The organism is Massilia sp. 01N417 (assembly GCF_056399645.1).
The window spans coordinates 19,014-42,669 of sequence record NZ_JBFTRS010000015.1 but is presented as its reverse complement, the minus strand read 5'-3'; the positions used below and the strand labels follow the sequence as shown (position 1 = coordinate 42,669).

Genomic DNA, 23,656 nt, shown 5'->3' with positions numbered 1-23,656 from the left:
CCGCCTTCGYGGGAACGACGGCAAATACCATGGACCCGACCATTCGCCAACTCACCCCAAGCGACACAGCCGCCTACCGCGCCCTGCGCCTGGCCAGCCTGCGCGACTTCCAGTTCGCGCACGGTCCCGACTACGAAGAGGCGCTCGGCAAATCCCTCGCCTGGCATGCGGAGCGCCTGGCCAGGCCGGACTACCACTGGTTCGGCGCCTTCGACGGAGACGCTCTGGTCGGCGCCATCTGCCTGCGCGCCAAGGAGGGCAGGCGGCTGCGTCACGTCGCCAGCCTGAACAGCCTGATGGTCGAGCGCAGCCACCAGGGCGCCGGCATCGGGCGCCTGCTGACGGCGCACCTGATCGCTTTTGCCCGCTCGCTCGGCCACATCCGCCAGCTCACGCTGGTGGTCAACGAGGACAACGCGCCGGCGCGCCGCCTGTACGACAGCCTCGGCTTCCAGCAATTCGGCTGCCAGCCGGATGCCATCTTCCACGAGGGCAGGTACTGCGCCACGCAGCACCTGTTCTTATCTCTGGTTTCACCTGATCCATCATGAACAGCCAATATCGCAAACCCCTGCGCGGGACCAATCTGCACTACTTCGACGCCAAGGCCGCGGTCGAGGAAATCCAGGCGGGCGCCTGGGACGGCCTGCCCTACACCTCGCGTGTGCTGGCCGAAAACCTGGTGCGCCGCTGCGAGCCGCAGGCCCTCGTGCCTTCGCTGAAACAGCTCATCGAGCGCAAGCGCGACCTCGATTTCCCGTGGTTCCCGGCGCGCGTGGTCTGTCACGACATCCTGGGCCAGACCGCCCTGGTCGACCTGGCCGGCCTGCGCGACGCCATCGCCCTGCAAGGCGGCAATCCCGCCCTGGTCAACCCGGTGGTGCCGACCCAGCTGGTGGTCGACCACTCGCTGGCGGTCGAGTGCGGCGGCTTCGATCCGGACGCCTTCGCCAAGAACCGCGCCATCGAAGACCGCCGCAACGAAGACCGCTTCGACTTCATCGAGTGGACCAAGAAGGCCTTCCAGAACGTCGACGTGATCCCGCCGGGGAACGGCATCCTGCACCAGATTAATCTCGAGCGCATGAGCCCCGTGGTGCAGGTGAAGGATGGCGTGGCCTTCCCGGACACCCTGGTCGGCACCGACTCGCATACCCCGATGGTCGACGCCCTGGGCGTGATCGCGATCGGCGTCGGCGGCCTCGAAGCGGAGAGCGTCATGCTGGGCCGTGCTTCCTATATGCGCCTGCCGGACATCGTCGGCGTCGAGCTGACCGGCAAACCGCAGCCCGGCATCACCGCCACCGACATCGTGCTGGCGCTGACCGAGTTCCTGCGCAAGTCCAAGGTGGTGTCCGCCTACCTCGAATTCTTCGGCGAGGGGTCGTCGAACCTGACCCTGGGCGACCGCGCTACGATCTCGAACATGGCCCCGGAATACGGCGCCACCGCCGCCATGTTCTCGATCGACGAGCAGACCATCAAGTACCTGAAGCTCACCGGCCGCGACGACGAACTGGTGAAGCTGGTCGAGACCTATGCGAAGGAAGCCGGCCTGTGGTCAGACACCCTGGCCAAGGTCGAGTACGAGCGCACGCTCCGGTTCGACCTGTCGACCGTGGTGCGCAACATCGCCGGACCCTCCAACCCCCACAAGCGCGTGCCGACCTCGGAACTGGCGGCCCAGGGCATCGCCATTCCAGCGGAAATGCGGGTGGAGAACGAGCCGGGCCTGATGCCGGACGGCGCCGTGATCATCGCCGCCATCACCAGCTGCACCAACACCAACAACCCGCGCAACATGATCGCCGCCGGCCTCATCGCGCGGAACGCCAACAGGCTGGGACTGCTGCGCAAGCCCTGGGTGAAATCCTCGCTGGCGCCGGGCTCGAAGGCCGTGGCGCTCTACCTGGAAGAGGCGGGCCTGCTGCCGGAACTGGAAAAGCTGGGCTTCGGCATCGTCGGCTTTGCCTGCACCACCTGCAACGGCATGTCGGGCGCGCTGGACCCGGTCATCCAGAAGGAAGTCGTCGAGCGCGACCTGTACGCGACCGCCGTCCTGTCCGGCAACCGCAACTTCGACGGTCGCATCCACCCCTATGCCAAGCAGGCTTTCCTGGCGTCGCCGGCGCTGGTGGTGGCCTATGCGATCGCCGGCACGATCCGCTTCGACATCGAAAAGGACGTGCTGGGGACTAGCGCCGATGGCAAGGAAATCCGCCTGGCCGACATCTGGCCGAGCGATGCCGAGATCGACGCCGTGGTCGAGCAATCGGTCAAGCCGCAGCAGTTCCGCAAGGTCTACGACGTGATGTTCGCGCGCCAGGAATCGACGGAAGAAGCGGTGTCGCCGCTGTACGACTGGCGCCCGATGAGCACCTATATCCGCCGTCCGCCCTACTGGGAAGGCGCGCTGGCCGGCGAGCGTACGCTCAAGGGCATGCGTCCGCTGGCGGTGCTGGGCGACAACATCACCACCGACCACCTGTCGCCCTCGAACGCCATCATGATGAACTCCGCGGCCGGCGAATACCTGCACAAGATGGGCCTGCCGGAAGAGGACTTCAATTCCTACGCGACCCACCGCGGCGACCACCTGACCGCCCAGCGCGCGACCTTCGCCAACCCGACCCTCAAGAACGAGATGGTGCGGAATGCCGACGGCAGCGTGCGCGCCGGCTCGCTGGCCCGCATCGAGCCGGAAGGGCAGGTCACGCGCATGTGGGAAGCGATCGAGACCTATATGGAGCGCAAGCAGCCGCTGATCGTGGTGGCCGGCGCCGACTACGGCCAGGGCTCCTCGCGCGACTGGGCGGCCAAGGGTGTGCGCCTGGCGGGCGTGGAAGCCATCGTGGCCGAGGGCTTCGAGCGCATCCACCGCACGAACCTGGTCGGCATGGGCGTGCTGCCGCTGGAATTCCAGCCGGGCACCACCCGCCTGACCCTGGGCCTGGACGGTACCGAGACCTATGACGTGGCCGGCGAGCGCACCCCGCGCGCGACGCTCACGCTGGTCATCCATCGCAAGAACGGCGAGACGGTCGAGGTGCCGGTAACCTGCCGCCTGGATACGGCGGAAGAGGTATCGATCTACGAGGCCGGCGGCGTGCTGCAGCGGTTTGCGCAGGACTTTTTGGCGACCACCAAAGTCGCTGCTTGATTAAGGTCGATGGTTGTTCGTAGGGTGGGCTCCCCGAGCCCACGCGAAAGCTGGCGCAATGCTGACTTCACGCGTGGGCACGGTGTGCCCACCCTACAAGGTCAAAGGAGCTCACATATATGGCCCACGTCCCACAGATTAAAATCCCCGCCACCTATATGCGTGGCGGCACCAGCAAAGGCGTCTTCTTCCGCCTCCAGGACCTGCCCGAAGCCGCGCAAGTCCCCGGCGAGGCGCGCGACAAGCTCCTGATGCGTGTGATCGGCAGCCCCGACCCCTACGGCAAGCAGATCGACGGCATGGGCGGCGCCACTTCCAGCACCAGCAAGACGGTCATCGTCGGCAAGGCCACGCGCCCGGACCATGACGTCGACTACCTGTTCGGCCAGGTCTCGATCGACAAGCCCTTCGTCGACTGGAGCGGCAACTGCGGCAACCTGTCGGCGGCGATCGGTCCGTATGCCATCGCCAACGGCTTCATCGAGGCCGGCCGCATCCCGGAAAACGGTACCGTCACCGTCAGGATCTGGCAGGCCAACATCCAGAAAACCATCGTCGCCCATGTTCCGGTCACCAATGGCCAGGTCCAGGAAACCGGCGACTTCGAACTGGATGGCGTGACCTTCCCGGCGGCCGAAGTGCAGCTGGAGTTCATGGACCCGGCGGCCGAGGAAGGCGAGGGCGGCGCAGGAGGGAGCAATTCGATGTTCCCGACCGGGAAGCTGGTCGACGAACTGGACGTGCCCGGCGTCGGCACCCTGAAAGCCACGATGATCAACGCCGGCATCCCGACCATCTTCGTCAACGCCGCCGACATTGGCTACAAGGGCACCGAGCTGCAGGACGACATCAACGGCGACCCGAAGGCGCTGGCGATGTTCGAACTGATCCGCGCCCACGGCGCCATGCGCATGGGTTTGATCGCGCACCTGGAAGAGGCGGCGCGGCGCCAGCACACGCCCAAGGTCGCCTTCGTCGCGCCACCCGCCGACTACACGGCGTCGAGCGGCAAGCAGGTGAAAGCGGACGACATCGACCTGCTGGTGCGCGCGCTCTCGATGGGCAAGCTGCACCACGCGATGATGGGCACGGCGGCGGTGGCGATCGGCACCGCGGCGGCGATTCCCGGCACCCTGGTCAGCCTGGCCGCCGGCGGCCGTGCGCACGAAGCCGTGCGTTTCGGCCACCCGTCCGGCACCCTGCGCGTCGGCGCCCAGGCCGAGCAGGAGGACGGCGACTGGGTCGTCAGGAAGGCCGTGATGAGCCGCAGCGCCCGGGTGCTGATGGAAGGTTTCGTACGCGTTCCCGGCGACGCCTTCTAGCAAGCGTATTTATCCGATGAGCCCGCCGTACAACACGGCGGGCCTTTTTTTTGCCAGTTTGATATTTCCAGTGATTTGTGGTTTATGATTCCCCTGGGAAATAGAGGTCCCATGGACGGACCCGGAGACTGGAACAAGGGATGGATCGTGTAACGAGCAAACCGGCCCTGGTGGCCGAAGCGCTGGCGCTGCTCGCGGCGCCGGCGTGCGCCTGCGACGCGCAGGGCATGATTTGGGCGGCCAACGAGGCGCTCGGGCGGCTGCTCGGTGCGCCGCCCGAGGGCCGCACGCTGCCGGCGCTGTTCTGCGAGCGCAATGTCCCGCAGGCGCTGCACGAGACCGCCCTGGCGCCGGGCGGCGAACGGCGCTGGAGCGGCGTGCTCGCCGCCGGCGCGCGCGACGTGGCGGTCGAGGTGAGGGCGCGGCCGCTGCCGGCGGACGCCGGCATTGCCGGGGCCACCTTCGTGTTCGGCGAACTGCCCGGCACCTGCCAGGCCGACCAGCGTGCGCGCATGGAGCAGGCCGCGGTGCTCGAACACGCCCCGGTCGGCATCGTCGTCACCCTGCCGCACCTGGTCAAGTCCTGCAATCCGCGCATGGCCGAGATGCTGGGCTACGACGCCTGCGAACTGGTCGGGCGCGACCCGGTCGAATTCTTCGTCTCGCGGACGCAATACGAAGCCTTCATGGAGAAGGCGATCCAGGTCCTGACCGCCGGCGATCTGTTCGAGCAGGCCGAGATCCAGCTGCGCCGCCGCGACGGTTCGCTGGTCTGGTGCCGCATCCGCGCCAAGGCGGTCGACATGAGCTCGCGCGAGGCCGGCACGATCTGGATCCTGGAAGACGTCACCGAGGCGCGCCAGGCCCTGATCGAGGTGCAGGCGATCATGACCAATGCCTCGATCGGCATCTTCTTCACCCGCGAGCGCGTCATCACGCGCGCCAACAGCAGCTTCGACCGCATGTTCGGTTACCGTGAAGGCGAGACCCTGGAGCGCCTGACGCGCATCCTGTATGCCGACGACCAGACTTTCGACGAATTGGGCGTGGCGGCCTACAGCGTGCTCGGGCAGGGCAAGCCCTTCGAGGCCGAGAGCACCATGGTGCGCAAGGACGGCACGCCGATGTGGGTCAGGCTGATCGGCTATGCGATCAACCGGGAGTCGCCGGCCCAGGGCACGATCTGGATGATCGAGGACCGCACCCGCCAGAAGCGCGACGAGGAATCGCTGCGCAACGCCCTGCTCGAAAACCAGGCCATCCTCGACAACGCGGTGCTGGGCATCGCGGTGGTCGAGAACGGGCGCACGCTGCGCTGCAACCGCAAGATGGAAGAGCTGTTCCGCTTTGCCGGCGGCGCGATCGAGGGCGCGTCGGTACGCGCGCTCTATCCGGACGCCGCCAGCTGGGACGAGGCGCGCCGCCAGACCCGCAGCGACTTCGCGGCCGGCCGCGTGCACATGGCCGAGCACCAGCTGATGCGGCGCGACGGCACGCGCTTCTGGGCGCGCCTGTCGGGCCGGCCCTTCGACCTGGCCGAGAGCAGCGGCCGCAGCGTCTGGCTGATCGACGACGTCACCGACCAGCGCGAGGCGGCCGACGCCCTGCGCCGCGCGCGCGACGAGCTCGAGGTGAGGGTACAGGAGCGCACCGCCGAACTGGCCGGCGCGAACCGGCTGCTGCAGGCCGAGATCGTCGAGCGCCGCCAGGCCGAGGCGCGGGTCCACCACATGGCCTACCACGATGCCCTGACCGGGCTGCCGAACCGCGCGCTCCTCTCCGAACGCCTGGACCGGGCGATGCTGGCGGCACGGCGCGACGGCCGCAAGCTGGCCGTGATGTTCATCGACCTGGACCGCTTCAAGACCATCAACGATTCGCTCGGCCACCTGACCGGCGACCACCTGCTGAAGGAAGTCGCGAACCGCCTGTGCAAGGTGGTGCGCGCGGTCGACACCGTGGCGCGCCTGGGCGGCGACGAATTCGTGGTGCTGGTGCCGGGCGTGCGCGCGGCCGAGGAATGCGCGCTGGTCGGCGAGAAGATCATCGGCGCGCTGGCCGAGCCGGTGCGCTTCGAAGGCCGCAGCCTGCATATCTCGCCCTCGATCGGCATCTGCCTGTGCCCGGACGACGGCGAGGACGTCGAGACCCTGATGCGCAAGGCCGATGCCGCGATGTACCACGCCAAGGCTTCGGGCCGCAACAACTACCAGTTCTTCGCCGAACGCATGAACGTGGCCGCGGCGCGCCATTTCGAACTCGAGACCAGCCTGCACGGCGCCCTCGAACGCCGCGAATTCACGCTGTTCTACCAGCCCATCGTCTGCATGCGGGAGCGCAGCGTGCGGGGCCTGGAAGTGCTGCTGCGCTGGCGCCGTCCCGGCCACGGCCTGGTCGCGCCCGACGATTTCATCCCGATGCTGGAGGAGAATGGCCTGATCGTGCCGGTGGGGGAGTGGGTGATCCGCGCCGCCTGCGAACAGGCGGTGGCGTGGCAGCGCGCGGGGCTGCCGGCGGTGCCGCTGGCGATCAACCTGTCGGCGCGCCAGTTCATGCACCGCGGCCTGATCGATTCGATCCGCCGCATCCTCATTGACACCGGGATCGACCCGGGCCTGCTCGAGTTCGAGATCACCGAGACCGCGCTGATGCAGCACGGCCAGCAGACCCTGGAAACGCTGGGGCAGATCTCGAAGATGGGCATCCGCCTGTCGATCGACGACTTCGGCACCGGCTACTCGAGCCTGGCCTACCTGAAGCGCTTCCCGGTCCACAAGATCAAGATCGACCGCGCCTTCGTGCGCGACCTGGAATCCAGCAGCGAGGACCAGGCGATCGTCGCCGCCATCATGGCGCTGGCCGGCAGCCTGCAGTTGTCGGTGGTGGCCGAAGGGGTCGAGACCGAGGGCCAGATGGACCTGCTGCACCGGCACGGCTGCGCTTACCTGCAAGGCTACCTGTTCGCGAAGCCGGCCGCCGCCGAGGAGATACCGCCGCTGTTCAGCCGAGCGTTGCGATGACCGGGGTGTGGTCCGAAGGCTGCTCCCACTTGCGCGGCTCGCGGTCGATCGTACAGGCGGTGCAGCGCTGCGTAAGACTCGGCGACAGCAGGATGTGGTCGATGCGCAGGCCGCGGTTGCGGCGGAAGGCCATCATCCGGTAGTCCCACCAGCTGTACTGCTTTTCCGGCTGTTCGAACAGGCGGAAGGCGTCCGTCAGGCCCAGGCCGAACAACGCGCGCAAGGCGTCGCGCTCCGGTTCGGAGCAGTGGATCTGGCCTTCCCACTCGGCCGGGTCGTGGACGTCGCGGTCGTCCGGCGCGATATTGTAGTCGCCCAGGATCGCGAAGTCCGGATGCGCCGCCATCTCTTCCTTCACCCACTCGCGCAGGGCGGACAGCCAGGCCATCTTGTAGGCGTACTTGTCGGAGCCGACCGCCTGCCCATTCACCACATAGGCGCAGATGATCCGCACGCCCTGCACGGTGGCGGCGATCAGGCGCTGCTGCTCGTCCGGGAAATGCGGGTTGTTGCGCACCACGTCGCTCAGCGGATGCCGGGAGAGGATGGCGACGCCGTTATAGGTCTTCTGGCCGGTGAAGGCGACCTGGTAGCCGGCGGCATTGATCTCGGCGACGGGGAACTTGTCGTCGGTGAGCTTGGTTTCCTGGATGCAGAGCACGTCGACCGGATTGGCGGCAAGCCATTGGAGCAGGTGCGGCAGGCGCACTTTGAGAGAGTTTACGTTCCAGGTGGCGATTTTCATTAATGGGTGTCGAAAGATCAAACGGACCTGCATCTTAATGGTTCAACCAGCTTATGAGAACGTCTTTAGTCGATGCTTGTCGGAATTACTTACAGGACAGCGGACACGCTTGAAAAGGAAAACGCTAACTATTTGATTTTATGAAATTTACTTGAGAAGGAACGAATGTTGCTTTACCTCGTTGCGAGGTGCAAAGGAAGATGTTATCGATCACCGCGCCCTTGGTCCTGTTCAAAGCCATTTGTTGTATTTATGAAAGTTTCTTTTGAAACCGTGCGTGGTTGTAATAATTTGCACAAAAAGCAACGTTGATGACGTAAAATCATTGCTCGATAAGAAAAACATATGACAAGGTCTGGCAAACACGGCCTGACTGTGACAATATGTAACAATCGCGGCAAGACACGGAACGATTTCGTATCTTTTTCCATTCTGGAAGAAAAAGTTGCAGTAGGCCAATTTTAGTGTAGTATTTGCATATTTCTTTGAAGTCAAGTATCTCCTGGCAATTCATTGCTTTGTTAGGGTTGCCCGGTCCGGAACCGTTCCGGCCGCTGGCAGGTGTGTAACGATCGCGGATCCGCAAGCAGGATTTGCACACAGCTTTTGTAAAGGACAGCAATGCGTCAAGCATTCGAAGCATGGGCCCAACGCGATGGCCACATTGTCCGGCGCCGTGAGGACAAGCCGGAAGAGTACCTGGTATATGAAACCCAGCGCCGCTGGTTGATCTGGCAGGCCGCGCTCACGCACGGCAGCAAGGCCCTCGAGGCGCAACAGGCCCAGCAGGTGCAGAAATTCGCGCCGGCCGAGGACAAGGCCCCGGTCATGCTGGCCGACGAGGCCGCGGTGCGCAACCGCGTGCTGAACGAAGTCCTGGATGCCTTCAGTACGCTCGACGAGAGCGCCGGCGTCGAAGGCATCGTGCGGGTCATCCAGGGCCTGAAGAAGAAGAGCCAGAACCAGAACCAGAGCCGCCAGGTCGAAGAACAGACCTGATGCGCTACCGCCACTACAAGGGCGGGGTCTATGAGCTGGTCTGCGAGGCCATGCTCGAGGCGGATCATACGCCGGTGATTGTCTACCGTGGCGAAGACGGCAGGACCTGGGTCCGGCCAAAGGACGTCTTTTTCGAAACGGTCGAGGTCGACGGCGTGCGCCTGCCGCGCTTTGCCGCGGACGGCGCATGAAGAAATTTCCATTGCTTGCGCTGGGCGCCTGCCTGGCGGGCTGCGTGGGCAGCGGCGGCATCAACGGCGACTCCCCCGAGCAGCAGGTGGAGGTGCACGCCATTCTCGATCATCGCGAAGTGACGGGCGTCGGCTGCCTGTTGGCGAACGACATCGGCCGCTGGTTCGTGGTCGCGCCCGGACGGGTGACGGTCACCCGCAGCAGCAAACCACTGGCCGTCTATTGCAAGCGCGACGGTGTCGGCAGCGCCGACGAATGGTGGGGCGCGCACTACAAGGCCAACCGCCTGGTCGGCAACATCCTCTTCAGCGCGGGCCTGCGCGACTATGTCGAGAACAACTACGCCTATGCTCCCACCCTGACGGTGTACATGCGCCCGGCGAAGCCTGGCGAAGGGGAGCATGGGGTGGGGGATTCGAGTACGCCCATTTTCTGAGAAAGTGCGTCGTCCCCGCGCAGGCGGGGATCCAGGTTTATACGCATACCGCCAGCTTCAAACGTAACCAGGGCACTACGAACCTGGGCCCCCGCCTGCGCGGGGGCGACGTCGCGTGGGGCGGCGTAGCAATTACACGCGGTTCAACAGGAAAGTCGTCAGCAGCGGCACCGGACGGCCGGTGGCGCCTTTCGACGCGCCCGACTTCCAGGCGGTGCCGGCGATGTCCAGGTGGGCCCAGGTGTAGTTGCGGGTGAAGTTCTCCAGGAAGCAGGCCGCGGTGATCGAGGCGCCGCCCGGGGTGCCGATATTGGCCAGGTCGGCGAAGTTCGACTTCAGCTGCTCGTTGTACTGCTCGCCGATCGGCAGGCGCCAGGCGGTGTCGCCAGCCTGCTTGCCGGCGTCCATCAGCTCGGCGGCCAGGGCGTTGTGCTGGTCATCGTCGCGGGTGAACAGGCCCGTGGTGTGGTGGCCCAGCGAGACGATCACGGCGCCGGTCAGGGTCGCGATGTCGATCACGGCGGCCGGCTTGAAGCGCTCGGCGTAGGTCAGGGCGTCGCACAGGATCAGGCGGCCTTCGGCATCGGTATTCAGGATCTCGATGGTGGTGCCGTTCATCGCGGTGACGATGTCGCCCGGCTTGGTGGCGCGGCCCGACGGCATGTTCTCGCAGGTCGGAATGATGCCGACCACGTTCAGCTTCAGGCCCATCTCGCCGATCGCGCGGAAGGTGCCCAGCACCGAGCCGGCGCCGCACATGTCGTACTTCATTTCGTCCATGCCGGGCCCCGGCTTCAGCGAGATGCCGCCGGTGTCGAAGGTGATGCCCTTGCCGACCAGGACCACCGGCGCGTCGTTCTTCTTGCCGCCGTTGTGCTTGAGGACGATGAATTTCGGCGGCTCTTCGCTGCCGCGGGTGACCGACAGGAAGCTGCCCATCTTCAGGGCTTCGAGCTGCTTGCGCTCCAGGACTTCGATGTCGAAGCCATAGTCGGCGCCCAGCTTCTTGGCGGTGTTGGCCAGGTAGGTCGGGGTGCAGACGTTCGGCGACAGGTTGCCCAGTTCCTTGGTCAGGTTCATGCCGTTGGCGATCGCCTGGGCCTGGGCCAGCACGGCCTTCAGCTGCGCGTTCGCCTGCGGAGCGGCGATGGCCAGCTTGCGCACGCCGGTCAGTGCCGGATCCTTCTTGCTCTTTTGCCCGTCGGTGCGGAATTCGGCCTCGTTGGCGGCAACCACGATGCTGCGGATTGCCCATGCCAGGTCGCGGTCTTTCACATTCTCCAGCGGGAATGCGATAATGGCATCCTGCGCGCCCAGCGTGGCGAAGGTCTTCAGGGCGGCGCTGACGGCGCCGGTGAAGCTCTTCTCGCTCACGGCTTCGTCCGCGCCCATGCCGACCAGCAGCACGCGGGCCGCGGCAACGCCGGCAACGCCGCGCAGCAGCAGGGTGGTGCCGGCCTTGCCGGAGATATCACCCGACTTGACGGCGGCAGCGATCTCGCCGTTCAGGTCGAGGGCTTTGGCGGCCTCCGACAGTTTCTTGTTTTCGAACACTGCGACTGCGATGCAGCCGGATTTGGCGGCGGTCAGCGTGTTTTTTGTGTCGAATGCTTTTATGCTAAAGTCCATTTGGTTCTCCGTTTGTCTATTCGAGGCCGCGGCATGCGAATCGGCGATGCGCGCGTCAGTGCCTAACCTGCAATTATAACTATCGAATGATTTTCCGACGCGCCCTACAGCGTGAATTGGCCAGCGTCGCCGGCGCAACCTTCACCGTCCTGTTTTCCATCCTCGTCACCTGGACCCTGATCACCATCCTCGGCCGGGCCGCGGGAGGCAAGGTCGCATCGGGCGACGTGCTCGCGCTGATCGCTTTTGCGGTGCTGAATTATCTGCCAACTATCCTGATACTCACCAGCTTTATTTCGGTGCTGGTCGTGATCACGCGCAGCTACCGCGACTCCGAGATGGTCGTCTGGTTCGCCTCCGGCCAGTCGCTCACGCGCTGGATCGCGCCGGTGCTGACCTTCGGCCTGCCGGTCGCGATCCTGGTGGCGGGGCTGTCGCTGGTCGCCATGCCCTGGGCCCAGCTCAAGAGCAACGAGTTCACCGAGCGCTTCGAGAAGCGCGAAGACCTGCAGCGCGTCGCGCCCGGCCAGTTCCGTGAATCGGCGGCGGCCGACCGCGTGTTCTTCGTCGAAAGCTCCGCGGGGCGTTCCTCGACCGTGGTGCAGAACGTGTTCGTCAATACCATCGACCAGGGCGTGAACACCACCGTGGTCGCCAAGGAAGGCCAGATCGAACCGGACGGCAAGGGCGGCCAGTACCTGGTGCTGAAGAACGGCCGGCGCTACCAGGGCACGCCCGGCAAGCCGGACTTCCAGTCGATGGAATTCGAGCGCTACCGGATGCGGGTCTCGAGCCAGGCCCCGGTGATGGGCGAGTTCAAGGTCGAGAGCCTGTCGACGCCGGCCCTGATCGCGATGCCGCGCAACCAGTACGCCGATGCCGAACTCCAGTACCGCATCACCGCGCCGATCATGTGCCTGGTGCTGATGCTGCTGGCGATCCCGCTCGGCTTCGTCAACCCGCGCGCCGGCGCCTCGACCAACCTGATCCTGGCGCTGCTGATCTTCTTCACCTACCTGAACCTGACCAAGGCCGCCGAGCAGGCCGTCAAGCAGGCCAAGCTCGCGTTCGGCATGGGCTGGTGGCCGCTGCATGCGCTGGTGCTGCTGGCCGCGCTGGCGCTGTTCGCCTGGCGCCTGAACATCCACCACCGCTGGCATCCGCTGCTGCTGGCGAACGCCTGGAAGCGCCGCCGCCTCCTGCAGAGCGGCGCCGCGAAGGAGGGCGCAAAATGAAGATCCTCGAGCGCTACTTCTTCGTCAACATCGCGCAGGCCGTGGCCTTCGTGCTGGTGGCCTTCCTGGCCCTGGCCGCCTTCATGGACCTGACCGGCGAACTGCCGGCAGTGGGCAAGGGCGGCTACATGATCCAGCATGCGCTGCTCTACGTGCTGATGCTGGTGCCCGGTAATATGTACCGCGTGATGCCGATCGCCGCCCTGCTGGGCACCATCTACACGATGGCGCAGTTCGCCCAGACCTCGGAATTCACGATCATGCGCGCCTCCTCGATGTCGACCCGGATGACGGCCTGGATCCTGTTCAAGATCGGCGCCGTATTCGTGGTCGTCACCTTCATCTTCGGCGAGCTGGTCACGCCGCGCACGGCGCCGCTGGCCGAGCGCCTGCGCCTGTCGGCGAAGGGGGCGACCGTGTCGGCCGAATTCCGTTCCGGCATGTGGACCAAGGACACCATCCACGAGGGTGGGCCGAAGGGCCCGGTGACCGGTTCGCGCTTCTTCAACGCGCGCCAGATCCTCCCGGACGGCCAGCTGCAGGACGTGCGCCTCTACGAGTTCGACAACAATATGCGGATGCGCGCGCTGATCACGGCCGCCAGCGCCGTCTTCGGCGGCAACCACACCTGGCGCCTGCAGAACGTGACCGAGACCCAGTTCACCAACAGCCGCACGCTGCCCGCACCGGGCGCGCCGCTGCCGAACGGCCAGACCATCCAGAACAGCTTCGGCCAGGACACCGCCGCCGTTTCCACGCGCAAGATCCCGACCCTCGACCTGGAATCGGAGATCACGCCGAAGATCCTGTCGGTGTCGCGTTCGGATCCGGAGCGCATGTCGGCCAACGAACTGGCCGTGTATACCCGCCACCTGGCGGAGAACCGCCAGGAAACCGAGCGCTTCAAGATCGCCTTCTGGCGCAAGCTGATCGGCCCGCTGTCGATCTTCGTGATGATGGCGCTGGCGCTGCCCTTCGGCTACCTGCAGGTGCGCAGCGGCGGGGTCAGCTTCAAGATCTTCGTCGGCATCATGATCGGCGTGAGCTTCATGTTGATCGACAACCTGTTCTCGCACATCGGCATGCTGTCGACCTGGCCGGCCTTCATGACGGCGGTCGCGCCCAGCCTGCTGTTCCTGCTGCTCGCGCTGGCCGCCCTGCGCTGGGTCGAGCGGCGTTAGGGAGACCATCGTGGAACCGCATTCCGAACGTGCGCTAGTCCTGTTCGCCCACGGCGCCCGCGCCGCCTCCTGGGCCGTGCCCTTCCAGCGGCTGCGCGAGCTCACCGCCAGGCAGCGGCCCGACGTCGCGGTCTCGCTGGCCTTCCTCGAGCTGATGACGCCCAGCCTGCCGGAAGAGGCGGCGCTGCTTGTCACGCGCGGCGTGCGCGAGATCACCATCGTTCCGATCTTCCTGGGGCAGGGCGGCCACCTGCTGCGCGACCTGCCGCGCCTGGTCGAGGAACTGCGCGCCGCCCATCCCGAAGTCAGCTTTTCGACCGTTCCCGCGGTCGGCGAAGACCCGGACGTGCTGGCCGCGATGGCGGCCTATTGCGCGGGCGCCCTGCCTGGCTGATCCATCTATCCTGTTCGTTAACTTGATTGCAGTGGAGGCAATCTTTTTCGCTAACTGAGTTGTTTCAAGGATAATCTTTTGTTGGTTTTCGGCGAAATTCCCGTACGGAAAACAATTTCCTCATTGAATTTAAATTTGCCCTAGGGAATCATGACGGATATCGCTCCGCTTCTGATCCCCATGACCTCCCCCTCGACCATCATCTACGTCCGCCCCACCTGGGGCAGCCCTACCTGGACCTATGCCGGCACCACGATGGCGTCGGGCGCATCGTCTTCCGCCGTGACGGCGCTTGCATTCGATATCGCCAGCGCCGCCGGGCAGCAGCTGTCGCGCGGCCAGCTCCAGTACAGCTACGACAACGGCAAGACCTGGAATCCGTACACGCTGCCGGTCGACGGCCAAGGCAGCTATGTCCAGGCAAGCGRCACCGTGTGGCGCTTCCTCGACGGCAGCACCAACACAACGTTGCCGAACACCTTCAGCGCCCACTACAAGCTGGCGGACGGCAGCGTGGTCTCGAGCGACAACACAGTCATCGTCGACAATGCGCCCGCCGGCCTCACCGGCGAGAACGACACGATGTTCTCGACCATGCAGGCCGGCGCGGTGGTCGACCAGCTGTCCCCGATCGATACCGGTTCGCCGACCGGTGGGCGCTGGGTGATCGACAGCCAGTCGACCCCGGGCCTGTTCTCGATCGCCTACAACCCGGCCACCGACACCTCGGCGCGCCTGGTGATCGCCGATGCCGGCCAGCTGCCGGCGACCGGCCTGTCGGCAACGGTGACCGTGCACTACTACGACCGCTACCAGCTCGACGCCAACGGCAATCCGAAAGCGGGCGAGGGCGTCGCCAGCATCCTGAGCTATACCGTGCAGGATGGCGCCGCGCAGGACCTGGCGGGCTTCGGCAACGACCTGAAACTCGGTGCCGCCAGCAATGCCTGGGCCGCCAATCCGGCGCTGGCGAAGCTGTCGGGCGGCGGTTTCGTCGCCGTCTGGCAGGGCGGTGATAGCGTCGCGGGCGGCGCCGGTGCCGGCCTGTGGGCACAGATGCGCGACGCCAGCGGCGCCCCCACCGGTGCGGCCTTCGCGCTGACGCCGAACGGCGACGCCAGACTCGAAGGCGAGCCGGCGGTGACGGCGCTCGCCAACGGCCGCTTCGCGGTCGCCTATTCCGTGAACGACGGCAGCGCGACCCATATCGCCTACCGCGTGGTCGAGGCCAACGGCAGCGCCGGCGCCGAACACGTGCTGGACGGCGGCGCCAGCGGCGACGCCGCCATGCCGGCGCTGACCACCCTGGCCGACGGTTCCTTCGCGGTCGGCTGGCGCAGCGGCGGTGCGGTCCACGTGCAGCAGGCCGCCGCCGATGGTTCCCTGGCCGGCGCGCAGAAAGACTATGGCGCGCTGTCCTCGGCCTTCAGCCCGAGCCTGTCGGCGCTGAAGCAGGGCGGCTATGTGGTGTCCTGGGGCGAGATCAACGACGGCAATGTGTACGCCGCCACCAGCACCTCGAACCAGGCCATCGTCGTCAACGGCGACGGCTATGCGGCCAGCCTGGCGACCGCGGCCCCGCTGCCGCACGTGACCACGCTCGCAAACGGCAACTTCGTGGTTGCCTGGGACAGCTATGTCAACGAGCCGCTCGGCTACACGATGAGCGACATCTTCTTCAAGGTGTACGACAGTACCGGCCAGGCGCTGGGCGCGGCGACGCAGGCGAACATGTTGTCCGGCGGCGGCCGCTACGACGCCGCGGTGACCGCATTGTCCGACGGCGGCTTCGTGGTCGCCTGGCAGTCGCAGAGCGGCGACTACGACGGCAGCGGCATCTTCGGCCGCCGCTTCGGCGCCGACGGCAGCGCAGTCGACACCCAGGAATTCGGGATCAACCAGATGCGCGCCGGCGACCAGACCAGTCCCGACCTGGTGGCCCTGGCCAACGGCGGCTTTGCCGCGGCCTGGGTCGACAGCCAGGCGGGCGGTGTGTCGGTCGAAGCGCGGGTCTACCCGGGAACGGCGGCCGCGCCGGTGCAGGACAGCAGCCAGGCCTCGCATGCCGGCGACACCGCCGGCAACCCGGCATCGACCGTCACCACGCCGGCGCCGCCGGTGGTGACCACGCCGCCGGCACCTGCCCCGGTCGTGACCGTTCCCAGCGTGCCGGTCGCGAGTACCCCGAGCACGCCGGTGGCGGCCACGCCGGGCCTGCCGGCGGCAGCGAAGCTGATTGGCACGGCCGGCAACAACATGCTGGCGGCAGGCGCCGGCGGCGGTCTGCTGGACGGCAAGGAAGGCGTCGACACGGCGGTCTTCGCCAACACGAGCGCCAACTACAAGCTGTCGACCGACGGCACGAATGTCACGGTACTCGACTATGTGAACGGCAGCACGACCACGCTGGCCAATGTGGAGCGCGTGCAGTTCAGCGACAAGACCCTGGCGCTGGACATCAACGGCAATGCCGGCGAGGCCTATCGCCTCTACCAGGCCGCCTTCAACCGCACGCCGGACAAGGGTGGCCTGGGCTACTGGATCGATTCGATGGACGGCGGCCATACCCTGATGCAGGTGGCGAACAGCTTCATCGAGAGTGCCGAATTCCACGACAGGTACGGCGCCAATCCGAACGATGCCCAGTACGTGGAGGCGCTGTATGCGAACGTGCTGCACCGCACGCCGGACGCCGCCGGCTACGATTTCTGGCTGCATTCGATCCAGCTCGTATCGCGCGCCCAGGTGCTGGTCGACTTTAGCGAGAGCGCGGAGAACCAGGTGCAGGTGATCGGAGCTATCCAGAACGGCATCGACTACACCCCCTGGCACGGCTAAAAACTCCCATGGCGGCGTTGCATTTGGCTCGCCGTACTAGCGTACTGTCTTCGCCAAATGCGCCTTGCCCTGGGAGTTTTTAGTCTCCTCTGGTATGGCGGCGTTGCATTTGGCTCGCCGTACTAGCGTACTGTCTTCGCCAAATGCGCCTTGCCCTGGGAGTTTTTAGTCTCCTCTGGTATGGCGGCGTTGCATTCGGCTCGCCGTACTTGCCCTGAAGGTTTTCAATCCCGGGCTTGGTGGGGGCGGCGTTGCAGGGCTTCGCCGATCATCACCAGCACCGGGCCGTGGGCCATGTCCAGGCCGTGGGCCAGGCCGGACAGGGTGAGGCGCAGGATGCGCTGGTCGGGGCGGCTGCAGTTTTCGATCACGACCACCGGCAGGTCGGGGCGGCGCCCCTGGCCGAGCAGGCGCTCGGCGGTGGCGGCGGCTTCGCGTCCGCCCATGTACTGCACCATGGTGTCGGTCTCGGGAAGGGCGGCATGTTCCGGCTGGTCGGGTGCGGTGCTGGATGTGAAGAAGGCGACGCTGCGCGCCACCCCGCGCTTGGTGAGCGGCTGCCGCGTGGCTGCCGCCGCCGCGACCGCCGTGGTGATGCCGGGGACGACCTCGACGTCGATGCCGGCTTCCTCGAGGGCGCGCAACTCCTCGTCGGCGCGCCCGAACAGCATCGGATCGCCACCTTTCAGGCGCACCACCATCCGGTAGCGGCGGGCGCATTCGACCAGCTGTTCGTTGATATGGACCTGGGCGGTGGAGCGCTGGCCGGAACGCTTGCCGACCGAGATCTTCTCGGCCTGGGCGCACAGTTCCAGCATCTCGGGCGTGACGAGGGCGTCGTACAGCACCACGTCGGCCTGGGCCAGCAGGCGGGCGCCGCGCACGGTGATGAGGTCGGCTGCGCCGGGACCGGCGCCGATTAAATAGACTTTGCCCAGCGCAGACATATCTTCCTTTAAGAAACGCGTCCAACTTGGATTCCCGCCTGCGCGGGAATGACGGGTTAGAGGCGGATCATACCCGCAGCCACCGTCTGATGGGTCACTTCATCAATCAGAATGAAAGCCCCGGTCGCACGAATATCCTCGTAGGCATCCGCCGCCAGCGGCTGCTGCACGGCCAGCTCGATGCGGGCGATGTCGTTCAGCTTCAGGCCTTCGCCTGGATTCTCGACGGCTTTGCGCTGCTGGGTATTGACGTCGAGGACGCTTTCGATCGCCTTCACCTTGGCCATGGTCTGGCGGGTGCCGTGCTTGATCCAGTACTTGCGGCGCACGTCCAGCGGTTCGTCGGCCATCCAGCAGACGTCGGCCTTCACCTGCTTGAGCAGGGTGGCCGGCTGTGCGGCCCCGGCCAGCACGTCGCCGCGCGAGACGTCCACGTATTCGTTCAGCAGCAGGGTGATCGACTGGCCGGCCACCGCGGTCTGCAGGCTGCCGTCGAAGGTCTGGATCTCCTTGACCGTGGCTTCGACGCCGGACGGCTGCACCACCAGCTTGTCGCCCACCGACACCTTGCCCGACTCGATGCGGCCCATGTAGCCGCGGAAGTCGTTGGCTTCGTGGCCGTTGTGGCGCGCCACCAGCTGCACCGGAAAGCGGAAGGGGGCGTCGTGGGCTTCGTCGTAGACGCTGATCGACTCCAGCAGCTCGATCAGGGTCGGGCCTTCGTACCACGGCATGTTGTCGGTCTTCTCGACCACGTTGTCGCCGGCCAGCGCCGACAGCGGGATCGCGGTGATGTCCTGCAGGCCCAGGCTGTTGGCGAATTCGGTGTAGGCGCCGACGATGCGGTCGTAGACCGTGCGGTCGTAGTTCACCAGGTCCATCTTGTTGACGGCCACGATCACGTGCTCGATCTGCAGCAGCTTGGCGATGGTCGAGTGGCGTTTCGTTTGCGTCAGGAGTTCCACCGAACCGTCGTCGCCTAGTTTTACCTTCGAGACGTCGACCAGGATGATCACGGCATCCGCGGTCGAGGCGCCGGTCACCATGTTGCGGGTGTACTGCTCGTGGCCGGGCGTGTCGGCGATGATGAACTTGCGCTTCGGCGTGGCGAAGTAGCGGTAGGCGACGTCGATCGTGATGCCCTGTTCGCGCTCGGCTTCCAGGCCATCGGTCAGCAGCGACAGGTCGATGGTGTCGCCGACGGTGCGCTTGTGTTTCGAGCGCGAGACGGCCGCCAGCTGGTCGGCGAAGATGCCCTTGCTGTCGTAAAGCAGGCGGCCGATCAGGGTGCTCTTGCCGTCGTCGACGGAGCCGGCGGTGATGAAGCGCAGCAGGCTGGCCTGGCCGGACAGGTCGGCGGCGTGGTTCAGTTCTTCGTTTGCAGGTGCAACAATAYGGGCGTTCATCAGAAGTATCCTTGTTTTTTCCGCTTTTCCATCGACGCTTCCGAGGTCTGGTCGTCCATGCGGGTAGCGCCGCGCTCGGTGATCTGGGTGATCGCGGTTTCGGCGATGATGTCGGCCGGGGTGGCCGCGGTCGAGGCCACCGGGCAGGTGCAGGAGATGTCGCCGACGGTGCGGAAGCGCACGGTCTGGGTCTCGACCTGCTCGCCTTCGCGGGCCGGGGTCAGCGGGGTCAGCGGCACCAGCAGGCCGTTGCGCGGGATCACCTGGCGCTCGTGGGCGTAATAGATCGGCGGCAGGGCCAGCTTTTCGCGGGCGATGTATTGCCAGACGTCGAGCTCGGTCCAGTTCGAGATCGGGAACACGCGCATGTTCTCGCCCGGGTGGACGCGGGTGTTATACAGGTCCCACAGCTCGGGGCGCTGGGCCTTCGGGTCCCACTGGCCGAATTCGTCGCGGAAGGAGAAGATGCGCTCCTTGGCGCGGGCCTTTTCCTCGTCGCGGCGGGCGCCGCCGATGCAGGCGTCGAAGCCGTATTCGGCGATGGTTTCCAGCAGCGTGACCGCCTGGGCGGCGTTGCGCGAATCGGTTTGCGGATTGCGCAGCCGCACGGTGCCCTTCTTGATCGAGTCCTCGACCGAGCCGACGATCAGGCGCTCGCCCAGTTCGGCAACGCGGGCGTCGCGGAAGGCGATCACTTCGTCGAAGTTGTGGCCGGTGTCGATGTGGACCAGCGGGAAGGGGAATTTACCCGGACGGAAGGCTTTTTCGGCCAGGCGCAGCAGCACCACGGAATCCTTGCCGCCCGAGAACAGCAGGGCCGGGTTCGAGCACTCGGCCGCGACCTCGCGCAGGATGTGGATCGCTTCCGATTCGAGGGCGTCCAGGTGGCGGGAATTCACGTCGCCGAGCGCTCCAGGGCTCAGCGCCCCTGGGATGTCAATAAAAGTCGTCATGATGGCCTTGCCTGTGAATGTCTTGTGTTCGTCCGCGGCGGCTCAGGCGGCCACGGATTTGATTCGGATGAGTTTGCCGTCGACCAGGTGCAGTCCGCATTCCTTCGATTCCGGGTTTTCCCACCACCAGCGGCCGGCGCGGATATCTTCGCCCGGCTGGATCGCGCGGGTGCAGGGTTCGCAGCCGATCGACGGGTAGCCGCGGTCGTGCAGGCTGTTGTAGGGCACCTCGTTGGTGCGGATGTAGTCCCACACGTCCTGCTCGGACCAGTCGGCCAGCGGGTTGAACTTGGCCATGCCGTGGGCAGCGTCGTCTTCCTGCACGGCCAGCTCGGCGCGGGTGGTCGACTGGGCGCGGCGCTGGCCGGTGATCCAGGCTTTTTTTCCGTTCAGGGCGCGTCCCAGCGGCTCGACCTTGCGCACGCGGCAGCATTCCTTGCGCATCTCGACGCTGTCGTAGAAGGCGTTCAGGCCGTTCTGCGCCACATACTGCTCGACCGCTTCCGGCTGGGGCCGGAACAGGGCGATCTCGACGCCGTAATGGGTCTTGACCTTGTCCAGCACGTCCAGGGTTTCCTTGTGCAGGCGGCCGGTTTCCAGCGAAAAAATGCCGATCGGAAGGGCTGCTTTCAGGATCAGGTCGGTCAAGACCATGTCCTCGGCCGCCAGGCTGGAGGCGAACACGGCCGGCGAAAAATCGCGTGCGATGCGTTCCAGGATGGCGCGGGTTTCGGTGACGCGCGCGTGCAGGTCGCTCATGGTGTCTTCCTGTTGGTGCTTCAGATGCCGGCGCCGACGTCGCTGTGCTCGGGCGGCACATCGCGCTGGTGGCGGCGGAACAGCGGCAGCGGCTGGTCGACCGATGCCTGGTAGGTTTCGGAGAACACGGTCAGGCCTTTGAGCGCATCGTGGATCGAGCGGTCCTGGCGCGTCGCATAGGCGTCGAAGCCGCAGCGATACATCTGGAACAGCTGGTCGCGCAGCACGTCGCCGATCGCGCGCAGCTCGCCGGTATAGCCCAGGCGCTTGCGCAGGTTGAAGGCGATCGAATAGCCGCGGCCGTCGCTGAACTTCGGGAAGTCGACGGCGATCACGGCGAACTTGCCGAGCTCGTCCTTGACGCTCTGGGCCTGCTCGTCGGAGGCGAACCACAGGCCGAGCTGCGGACGCGCGGCCAGGGTCGCGCGCTGGACCTCCCAGACCGCCAGCGGGACGATGATCTTGCCGTCCGGGACCTCGACGCTCTCGGGCGTTTCGCCCTCGTCGAGGCGCAGGACGGTCCAGTCGTCGGCGACGACTTCGCGGCCCTTGATGATCTGTTCGTGGTGCTGCAGCTTAGGCATATTCATCTTCTCCGACAGCCAGTTCGCCGGCCGGGATCGGCGTGGCATAGACATGTTCCTTGAACGGGGCGATACCGAGGCGCTGGGCGACGTCGACGAAGCGCTCGCCCTCGACGCGCTCGCGCACATAGACGTCGAGCAGGCGCTGCACCACTTCCGGCATCTGCGCCGCCGAGAACGAGGGCCCGATGATCTTGCCGAGCGCCGCTTGATTGCCCTGGGCGCCGCCGATCGACACCTGGTACCACTCGGAACCGTCCTTGTCCACACCGAGGACGCCGATGTGGCCGACGTGGTGGTGGCCGCAGGCGTTGATGCAGCCCGAGATGTTCAGTTCGATGTCGCCGATGTCGTGCTGGTAGTCGATGTCGTCGAAGCGCTGGGCGATGGCGGCCGCGATCGGGATCGACTTCGCGTTCGCCAGCGAGCAGTAGTCGCCGCCCGGGCAGGAGATGATGTCGGTCAGCAGGCCGATGTTCGGCGTCGCCAGGCCCTTGGCCTTGGCCTGTTCCCAGATCTCGTACAGCCTGGCTTGCTCGACGTCGGCCAGCACCAGGTTCTGTTCGTGGGTGACGCGCAGTTCGCCGAAGCTGTAGCGGTCGGCCAGGTCGGCGACGAATTCCATCTGCTCGGCGGTGGCGTCGCCCGGCGGCACGCCGGTCTTCTTCAGCGACAGCACGACCGAGGCATAGCCCGCCATCTTGTGCGGCTTGACGTTGCGCTGCAGCCAGTTCTGGAAAGCGCGGTTCGATTCATGGCCGGCGCGCGGGTCGATGTTGTCCAGCGCGGCGTACGGCGGCGGGTTGAAGTAGGCGGCAACGCGGTCCAGTTCCTCGCGGGTCAGGGTTTCCGGGCCACCCTTGAGGTCGGCAAATTCCTGCTCGACCATGCGCGCGAATTCCTCGGCGCCGACGGCTTTCACCAGGATCTTGATGCGGGCCTTGTACTTGTTGTCGCGGCGGCCGAACTGGTTGTACACGCGCATGACCGCCTGCGTATAGGTCAGCAGGTCCTGCCAGGGCACGAATTCGTTGATCGTGCTGCCGATGATGGGCGTACGGCCGAGGCCGCCACCAACCATGAACTTGAAGCCGACTTCGCCGGCGGCATTGCGCACCGCGGTCAGGCCGATGTCGTGCACGGCGATCGCGGCGCGGTCGGCGACGGCGCCGTTGATGGCGATCTTGAACTTGCGGGGCAGGGCGACGAACTCGGGGTGGAAGGTGCTCCACTGGCGGATGATCTCGGCGAAGGGGCGCGGATCGACGATCTCGTCCGCAGCCACGCCGGCGAACTGGTCGGTGGTCGTGTTGCGGATGCAATTGCCCGAAGTCTGGATCGCATGCATTTCCACTGAGGCCAGGTCGGTCAGGATGTCCGGGGTCTGCTCCAGCTCGATCCAGTTGAACTGGATGTTCTGGCGCGTCGTGAAGTGACCGTAGCCGCGGTCGTACTTGCGGGCGATGTGGGCGAACATGCGCAGTTGCTTGGTGGACAGCAGGCCGTAGGGCACGGCAATGCGCAACATGTAGGCATGGCGCTGCATGTACAGGCCGTTCTGCAGGCGCAGCGGCAGGAATTCTTCTTCGGTCAGCTCATCGCTGAGGCGGCGCCTTACCTGGTCGCGGTATTGGGCGATGCGCTCGCGTACGATGAGGTGGTCGTATTGGTCGTAACGGTACATGGCATGGATCCTGGTTTGGGCCATTCACGCCGGGCGGGCGTGCAGGCTCGGTAGACTATGTGGAATCTTAATAAAATGGCGTCTTATTCCAAACTACTGAGAATTTATTTGCTTATATGCGCCAGCGGCATAAGCATCCTTGTAAAATGCGTCTACGGCTTTTATCAATACA

General features: G+C 65.7%; 19 protein-coding genes. 11 read left to right on the top strand and 8 right to left on the bottom strand.

Going from position 1 to position 23,656, the window contains the following annotated elements; translation table 11 throughout:
• Positions 1–29: 29 nt before the first annotated feature.
• The 4 genes from AC1DOQ_RS16555 to AC1DOQ_RS16540 all read left to right on the top strand — a co-directional run bounded on the left by AC1DOQ_RS16555 (position 30) and on the right by AC1DOQ_RS16540 (position 7,502).
• Positions 30–551: an N-acetyltransferase family protein gene (locus AC1DOQ_RS16555; RefSeq protein ID WP_477366389.1), complete on the top strand. Its 522-nt coding sequence runs from the start codon at positions 30–32 to the stop codon at positions 549–551.
• The gene (gene acnD, locus AC1DOQ_RS16550) at positions 548–3,160 is read left to right on the top strand and encodes a Fe/S-dependent 2-methylisocitrate dehydratase AcnD (RefSeq protein ID WP_477366386.1); all 2,613 of its coding nucleotides are present in this window, start codon (positions 548–550) and stop codon (positions 3,158–3,160) included. The genes AC1DOQ_RS16555 and acnD overlap by 4 nt, the downstream gene beginning before the upstream one ends.
• A 119-nt stretch (positions 3,161–3,279) precedes the next feature.
• Positions 3,280–4,482 carry a 2-methylaconitate cis-trans isomerase PrpF gene (prpF, locus tag AC1DOQ_RS16545; RefSeq protein ID WP_477366383.1) on the top strand — a complete coding sequence of 401 codons (1,203 nt, stop codon included), beginning with the start codon at positions 3,280–3,282 and terminating at the stop codon, positions 4,480–4,482.
• Between the two features lie 140 nt (positions 4,483–4,622).
• Positions 4,623–7,502 carry a sensor domain-containing protein gene (locus tag AC1DOQ_RS16540; protein ID WP_477366380.1) on the top strand — a complete coding sequence of 960 codons (2,880 nt, stop codon included), beginning with the start codon at positions 4,623–4,625 and terminating at the stop codon, positions 7,500–7,502.
• Here the strand turns inward: AC1DOQ_RS16540 and xth are convergent.
• Positions 7,483–8,247, bottom strand: coding sequence for an exodeoxyribonuclease III (xth, locus tag AC1DOQ_RS16535; protein ID WP_477366377.1), 765 nt, complete (start codon positions 8,245–8,247; stop codon positions 7,483–7,485). The genes AC1DOQ_RS16540 and xth overlap by 20 nt on opposite strands.
• Before the next feature lie 621 nt (positions 8,248–8,868).
• Here xth and AC1DOQ_RS16530 point away from each other — a divergent pair.
• The 3 genes from AC1DOQ_RS16530 to AC1DOQ_RS16520 are packed head-to-tail and all read left to right on the top strand — an operon-like array spanning position 8,869 to position 9,874.
• Complete coding sequence (locus tag AC1DOQ_RS16530; RefSeq protein WP_477366374.1) at positions 8,869–9,246, top strand: phiTE_015 family protein; 378 nt, start codon at positions 8,869–8,871, stop codon at positions 9,244–9,246.
• Positions 9,246–9,437, top strand: coding sequence for a DUF1653 domain-containing protein (locus AC1DOQ_RS16525; protein WP_477366371.1), 192 nt, complete (start codon positions 9,246–9,248; stop codon positions 9,435–9,437). Before AC1DOQ_RS16530 ends, AC1DOQ_RS16525 begins: the two co-directional genes overlap by 1 nt.
• The gene (locus AC1DOQ_RS16520; RefSeq protein ID WP_477366368.1) at positions 9,434–9,874 is read left to right on the top strand and encodes a hypothetical protein; all 441 of its coding nucleotides are present in this window, start codon (positions 9,434–9,436) and stop codon (positions 9,872–9,874) included. Before AC1DOQ_RS16525 ends, AC1DOQ_RS16520 begins: the two co-directional genes overlap by 4 nt.
• Positions 9,875–10,006: 132 nt before the next feature.
• On the opposite strand, the gene AC1DOQ_RS16515 is transcribed toward AC1DOQ_RS16520, so the two are convergent.
• Positions 10,007–11,503 carry a leucyl aminopeptidase gene (locus tag AC1DOQ_RS16515; protein WP_477366365.1) on the bottom strand — a complete coding sequence of 499 codons (1,497 nt, stop codon included), beginning with the start codon at positions 11,501–11,503 and terminating at the stop codon, positions 10,007–10,009.
• Between the two features lie 86 nt (positions 11,504–11,589).
• On the opposite strand from AC1DOQ_RS16515, the gene lptF reads away from it, so the two are divergent.
• The 4 genes from lptF (at position 11,590) to AC1DOQ_RS16495 (ending at position 17,151) form a co-directional block, all read left to right on the top strand.
• A complete protein-coding gene (lptF, locus tag AC1DOQ_RS16510; protein ID WP_477366362.1) occupies positions 11,590–12,738 on the top strand; it encodes an LPS export ABC transporter permease LptF in 1,149 nt (382 codons plus the stop codon).
• The gene (lptG, locus tag AC1DOQ_RS16505) at positions 12,735–13,919 is read left to right on the top strand and encodes an LPS export ABC transporter permease LptG (RefSeq protein ID WP_477366359.1); all 1,185 of its coding nucleotides are present in this window, start codon (positions 12,735–12,737) and stop codon (positions 13,917–13,919) included. Before lptF ends, lptG begins: the two co-directional genes overlap by 4 nt.
• Before the next feature lie 10 nt (positions 13,920–13,929).
• Entirely contained in the window at positions 13,930–14,313 is a 384-nt protein-coding gene (locus AC1DOQ_RS16500) for a sirohydrochlorin chelatase (protein ID WP_477366356.1), read from the top strand.
• 180 nt (positions 14,314–14,493) lie between these two features.
• Positions 14,494–17,151 (top strand): DUF4214 domain-containing protein, encoded by a 2,658-nt coding sequence (locus tag AC1DOQ_RS16495; RefSeq protein WP_477366353.1) that lies wholly within the window; start codon positions 14,494–14,496, stop codon positions 17,149–17,151.
• Positions 17,152–17,375: 224 nt separating this feature from the next.
• On the opposite strand, the gene cobA is transcribed toward AC1DOQ_RS16495, so the two are convergent.
• The 6 genes from cobA to AC1DOQ_RS16465 are packed head-to-tail and all read right to left on the bottom strand — an operon-like array spanning position 17,376 to position 23,484.
• Positions 17,376–18,098, bottom strand: a complete 723-nt coding sequence (gene cobA, locus AC1DOQ_RS16490; RefSeq protein ID WP_477366350.1) for a uroporphyrinogen-III C-methyltransferase — start codon at positions 18,096–18,098, stop codon at positions 17,376–17,378.
• A gap of 56 nt (positions 18,099–18,154) precedes the next feature.
• The gene (locus tag AC1DOQ_RS16485; protein WP_477366347.1) at positions 18,155–19,504 is read right to left on the bottom strand and encodes a sulfate adenylyltransferase subunit 1; all 1,350 of its coding nucleotides are present in this window, start codon (positions 19,502–19,504) and stop codon (positions 18,155–18,157) included.
• The gene (cysD, locus tag AC1DOQ_RS16480) at positions 19,504–20,457 is read right to left on the bottom strand and encodes a sulfate adenylyltransferase subunit CysD (protein ID WP_477366344.1); all 954 of its coding nucleotides are present in this window, start codon (positions 20,455–20,457) and stop codon (positions 19,504–19,506) included. Before cysD ends, AC1DOQ_RS16485 begins: the two co-directional genes overlap by 1 nt.
• A gap of 42 nt (positions 20,458–20,499) precedes the next feature.
• On the bottom strand, positions 20,500–21,240 hold the full coding sequence (locus AC1DOQ_RS16475; protein ID WP_477366661.1) for a phosphoadenylyl-sulfate reductase: 741 nt from the start codon (positions 21,238–21,240) through the stop codon (positions 20,500–20,502).
• A complete protein-coding gene (locus AC1DOQ_RS16470; RefSeq protein WP_477366341.1) occupies positions 21,237–21,800 on the bottom strand; it encodes a DUF934 domain-containing protein in 564 nt (187 codons plus the stop codon). The genes AC1DOQ_RS16475 and AC1DOQ_RS16470 overlap by 4 nt, the downstream gene beginning before the upstream one ends.
• Positions 21,793–23,484 carry a nitrite/sulfite reductase gene (locus tag AC1DOQ_RS16465; RefSeq protein ID WP_477366338.1) on the bottom strand — a complete coding sequence of 564 codons (1,692 nt, stop codon included), beginning with the start codon at positions 23,482–23,484 and terminating at the stop codon, positions 21,793–21,795. The genes AC1DOQ_RS16470 and AC1DOQ_RS16465 overlap by 8 nt, the downstream gene beginning before the upstream one ends.
• Positions 23,485–23,656 lie beyond the last annotated feature (172 nt).

Coding starts and splice junctions, on each gene's coding strand:
- prpF (WP_477366383.1), top strand. CDS start 3,280: ATGGCCCACGTCCCACAGATTAAAATCCCCGCCACCTATATGCGTGGC.
- AC1DOQ_RS16525 (WP_477366371.1), top strand. CDS start 9,246: ATGCGCTACCGCCACTACAAGGGCGGGGTCTATGAGCTGGTCTGCGAG.
- xth (WP_477366377.1), bottom strand. CDS start 8,247: ATGAAAATCGCCACCTGGAACGTAAACTCTCTCAAAGTGCGCCTGCCG.
- AC1DOQ_RS16465 (WP_477366338.1), bottom strand. CDS start 23,484: ATGTACCGTTACGACCAATACGACCACCTCATCGTACGCGAGCGCATC.
- lptG (WP_477366359.1), top strand. CDS start 12,735: ATGAAGATCCTCGAGCGCTACTTCTTCGTCAACATCGCGCAGGCCGTG.
- AC1DOQ_RS16530 (WP_477366374.1), top strand. CDS start 8,869: ATGCGTCAAGCATTCGAAGCATGGGCCCAACGCGATGGCCACATTGTC.
- AC1DOQ_RS16470 (WP_477366341.1), bottom strand. CDS start 21,800: ATGCCTAAGCTGCAGCACCACGAACAGATCATCAAGGGCCGCGAAGTC.
- acnD (WP_477366386.1), top strand. CDS start 548: ATGAACAGCCAATATCGCAAACCCCTGCGCGGGACCAATCTGCACTAC.
- AC1DOQ_RS16555 (WP_477366389.1), top strand. CDS start 30: ATGGACCCGACCATTCGCCAACTCACCCCAAGCGACACAGCCGCCTAC.
- AC1DOQ_RS16515 (WP_477366365.1), bottom strand. CDS start 11,503: ATGGACTTTAGCATAAAAGCATTCGACACAAAAAACACGCTGACCGCC.
- AC1DOQ_RS16540 (WP_477366380.1), top strand. CDS start 4,623: ATGGATCGTGTAACGAGCAAACCGGCCCTGGTGGCCGAAGCGCTGGCG.
- cobA (WP_477366350.1), bottom strand. CDS start 18,098: ATGTCTGCGCTGGGCAAAGTCTATTTAATCGGCGCCGGTCCCGGCGCA.
- cysD (WP_477366344.1), bottom strand. CDS start 20,457: ATGACGACTTTTATTGACATCCCAGGGGCGCTGAGCCCTGGAGCGCTC.
- lptF (WP_477366362.1), top strand. CDS start 11,590: ATGATTTTCCGACGCGCCCTACAGCGTGAATTGGCCAGCGTCGCCGGC.
- AC1DOQ_RS16520 (WP_477366368.1), top strand. CDS start 9,434: ATGAAGAAATTTCCATTGCTTGCGCTGGGCGCCTGCCTGGCGGGCTGC.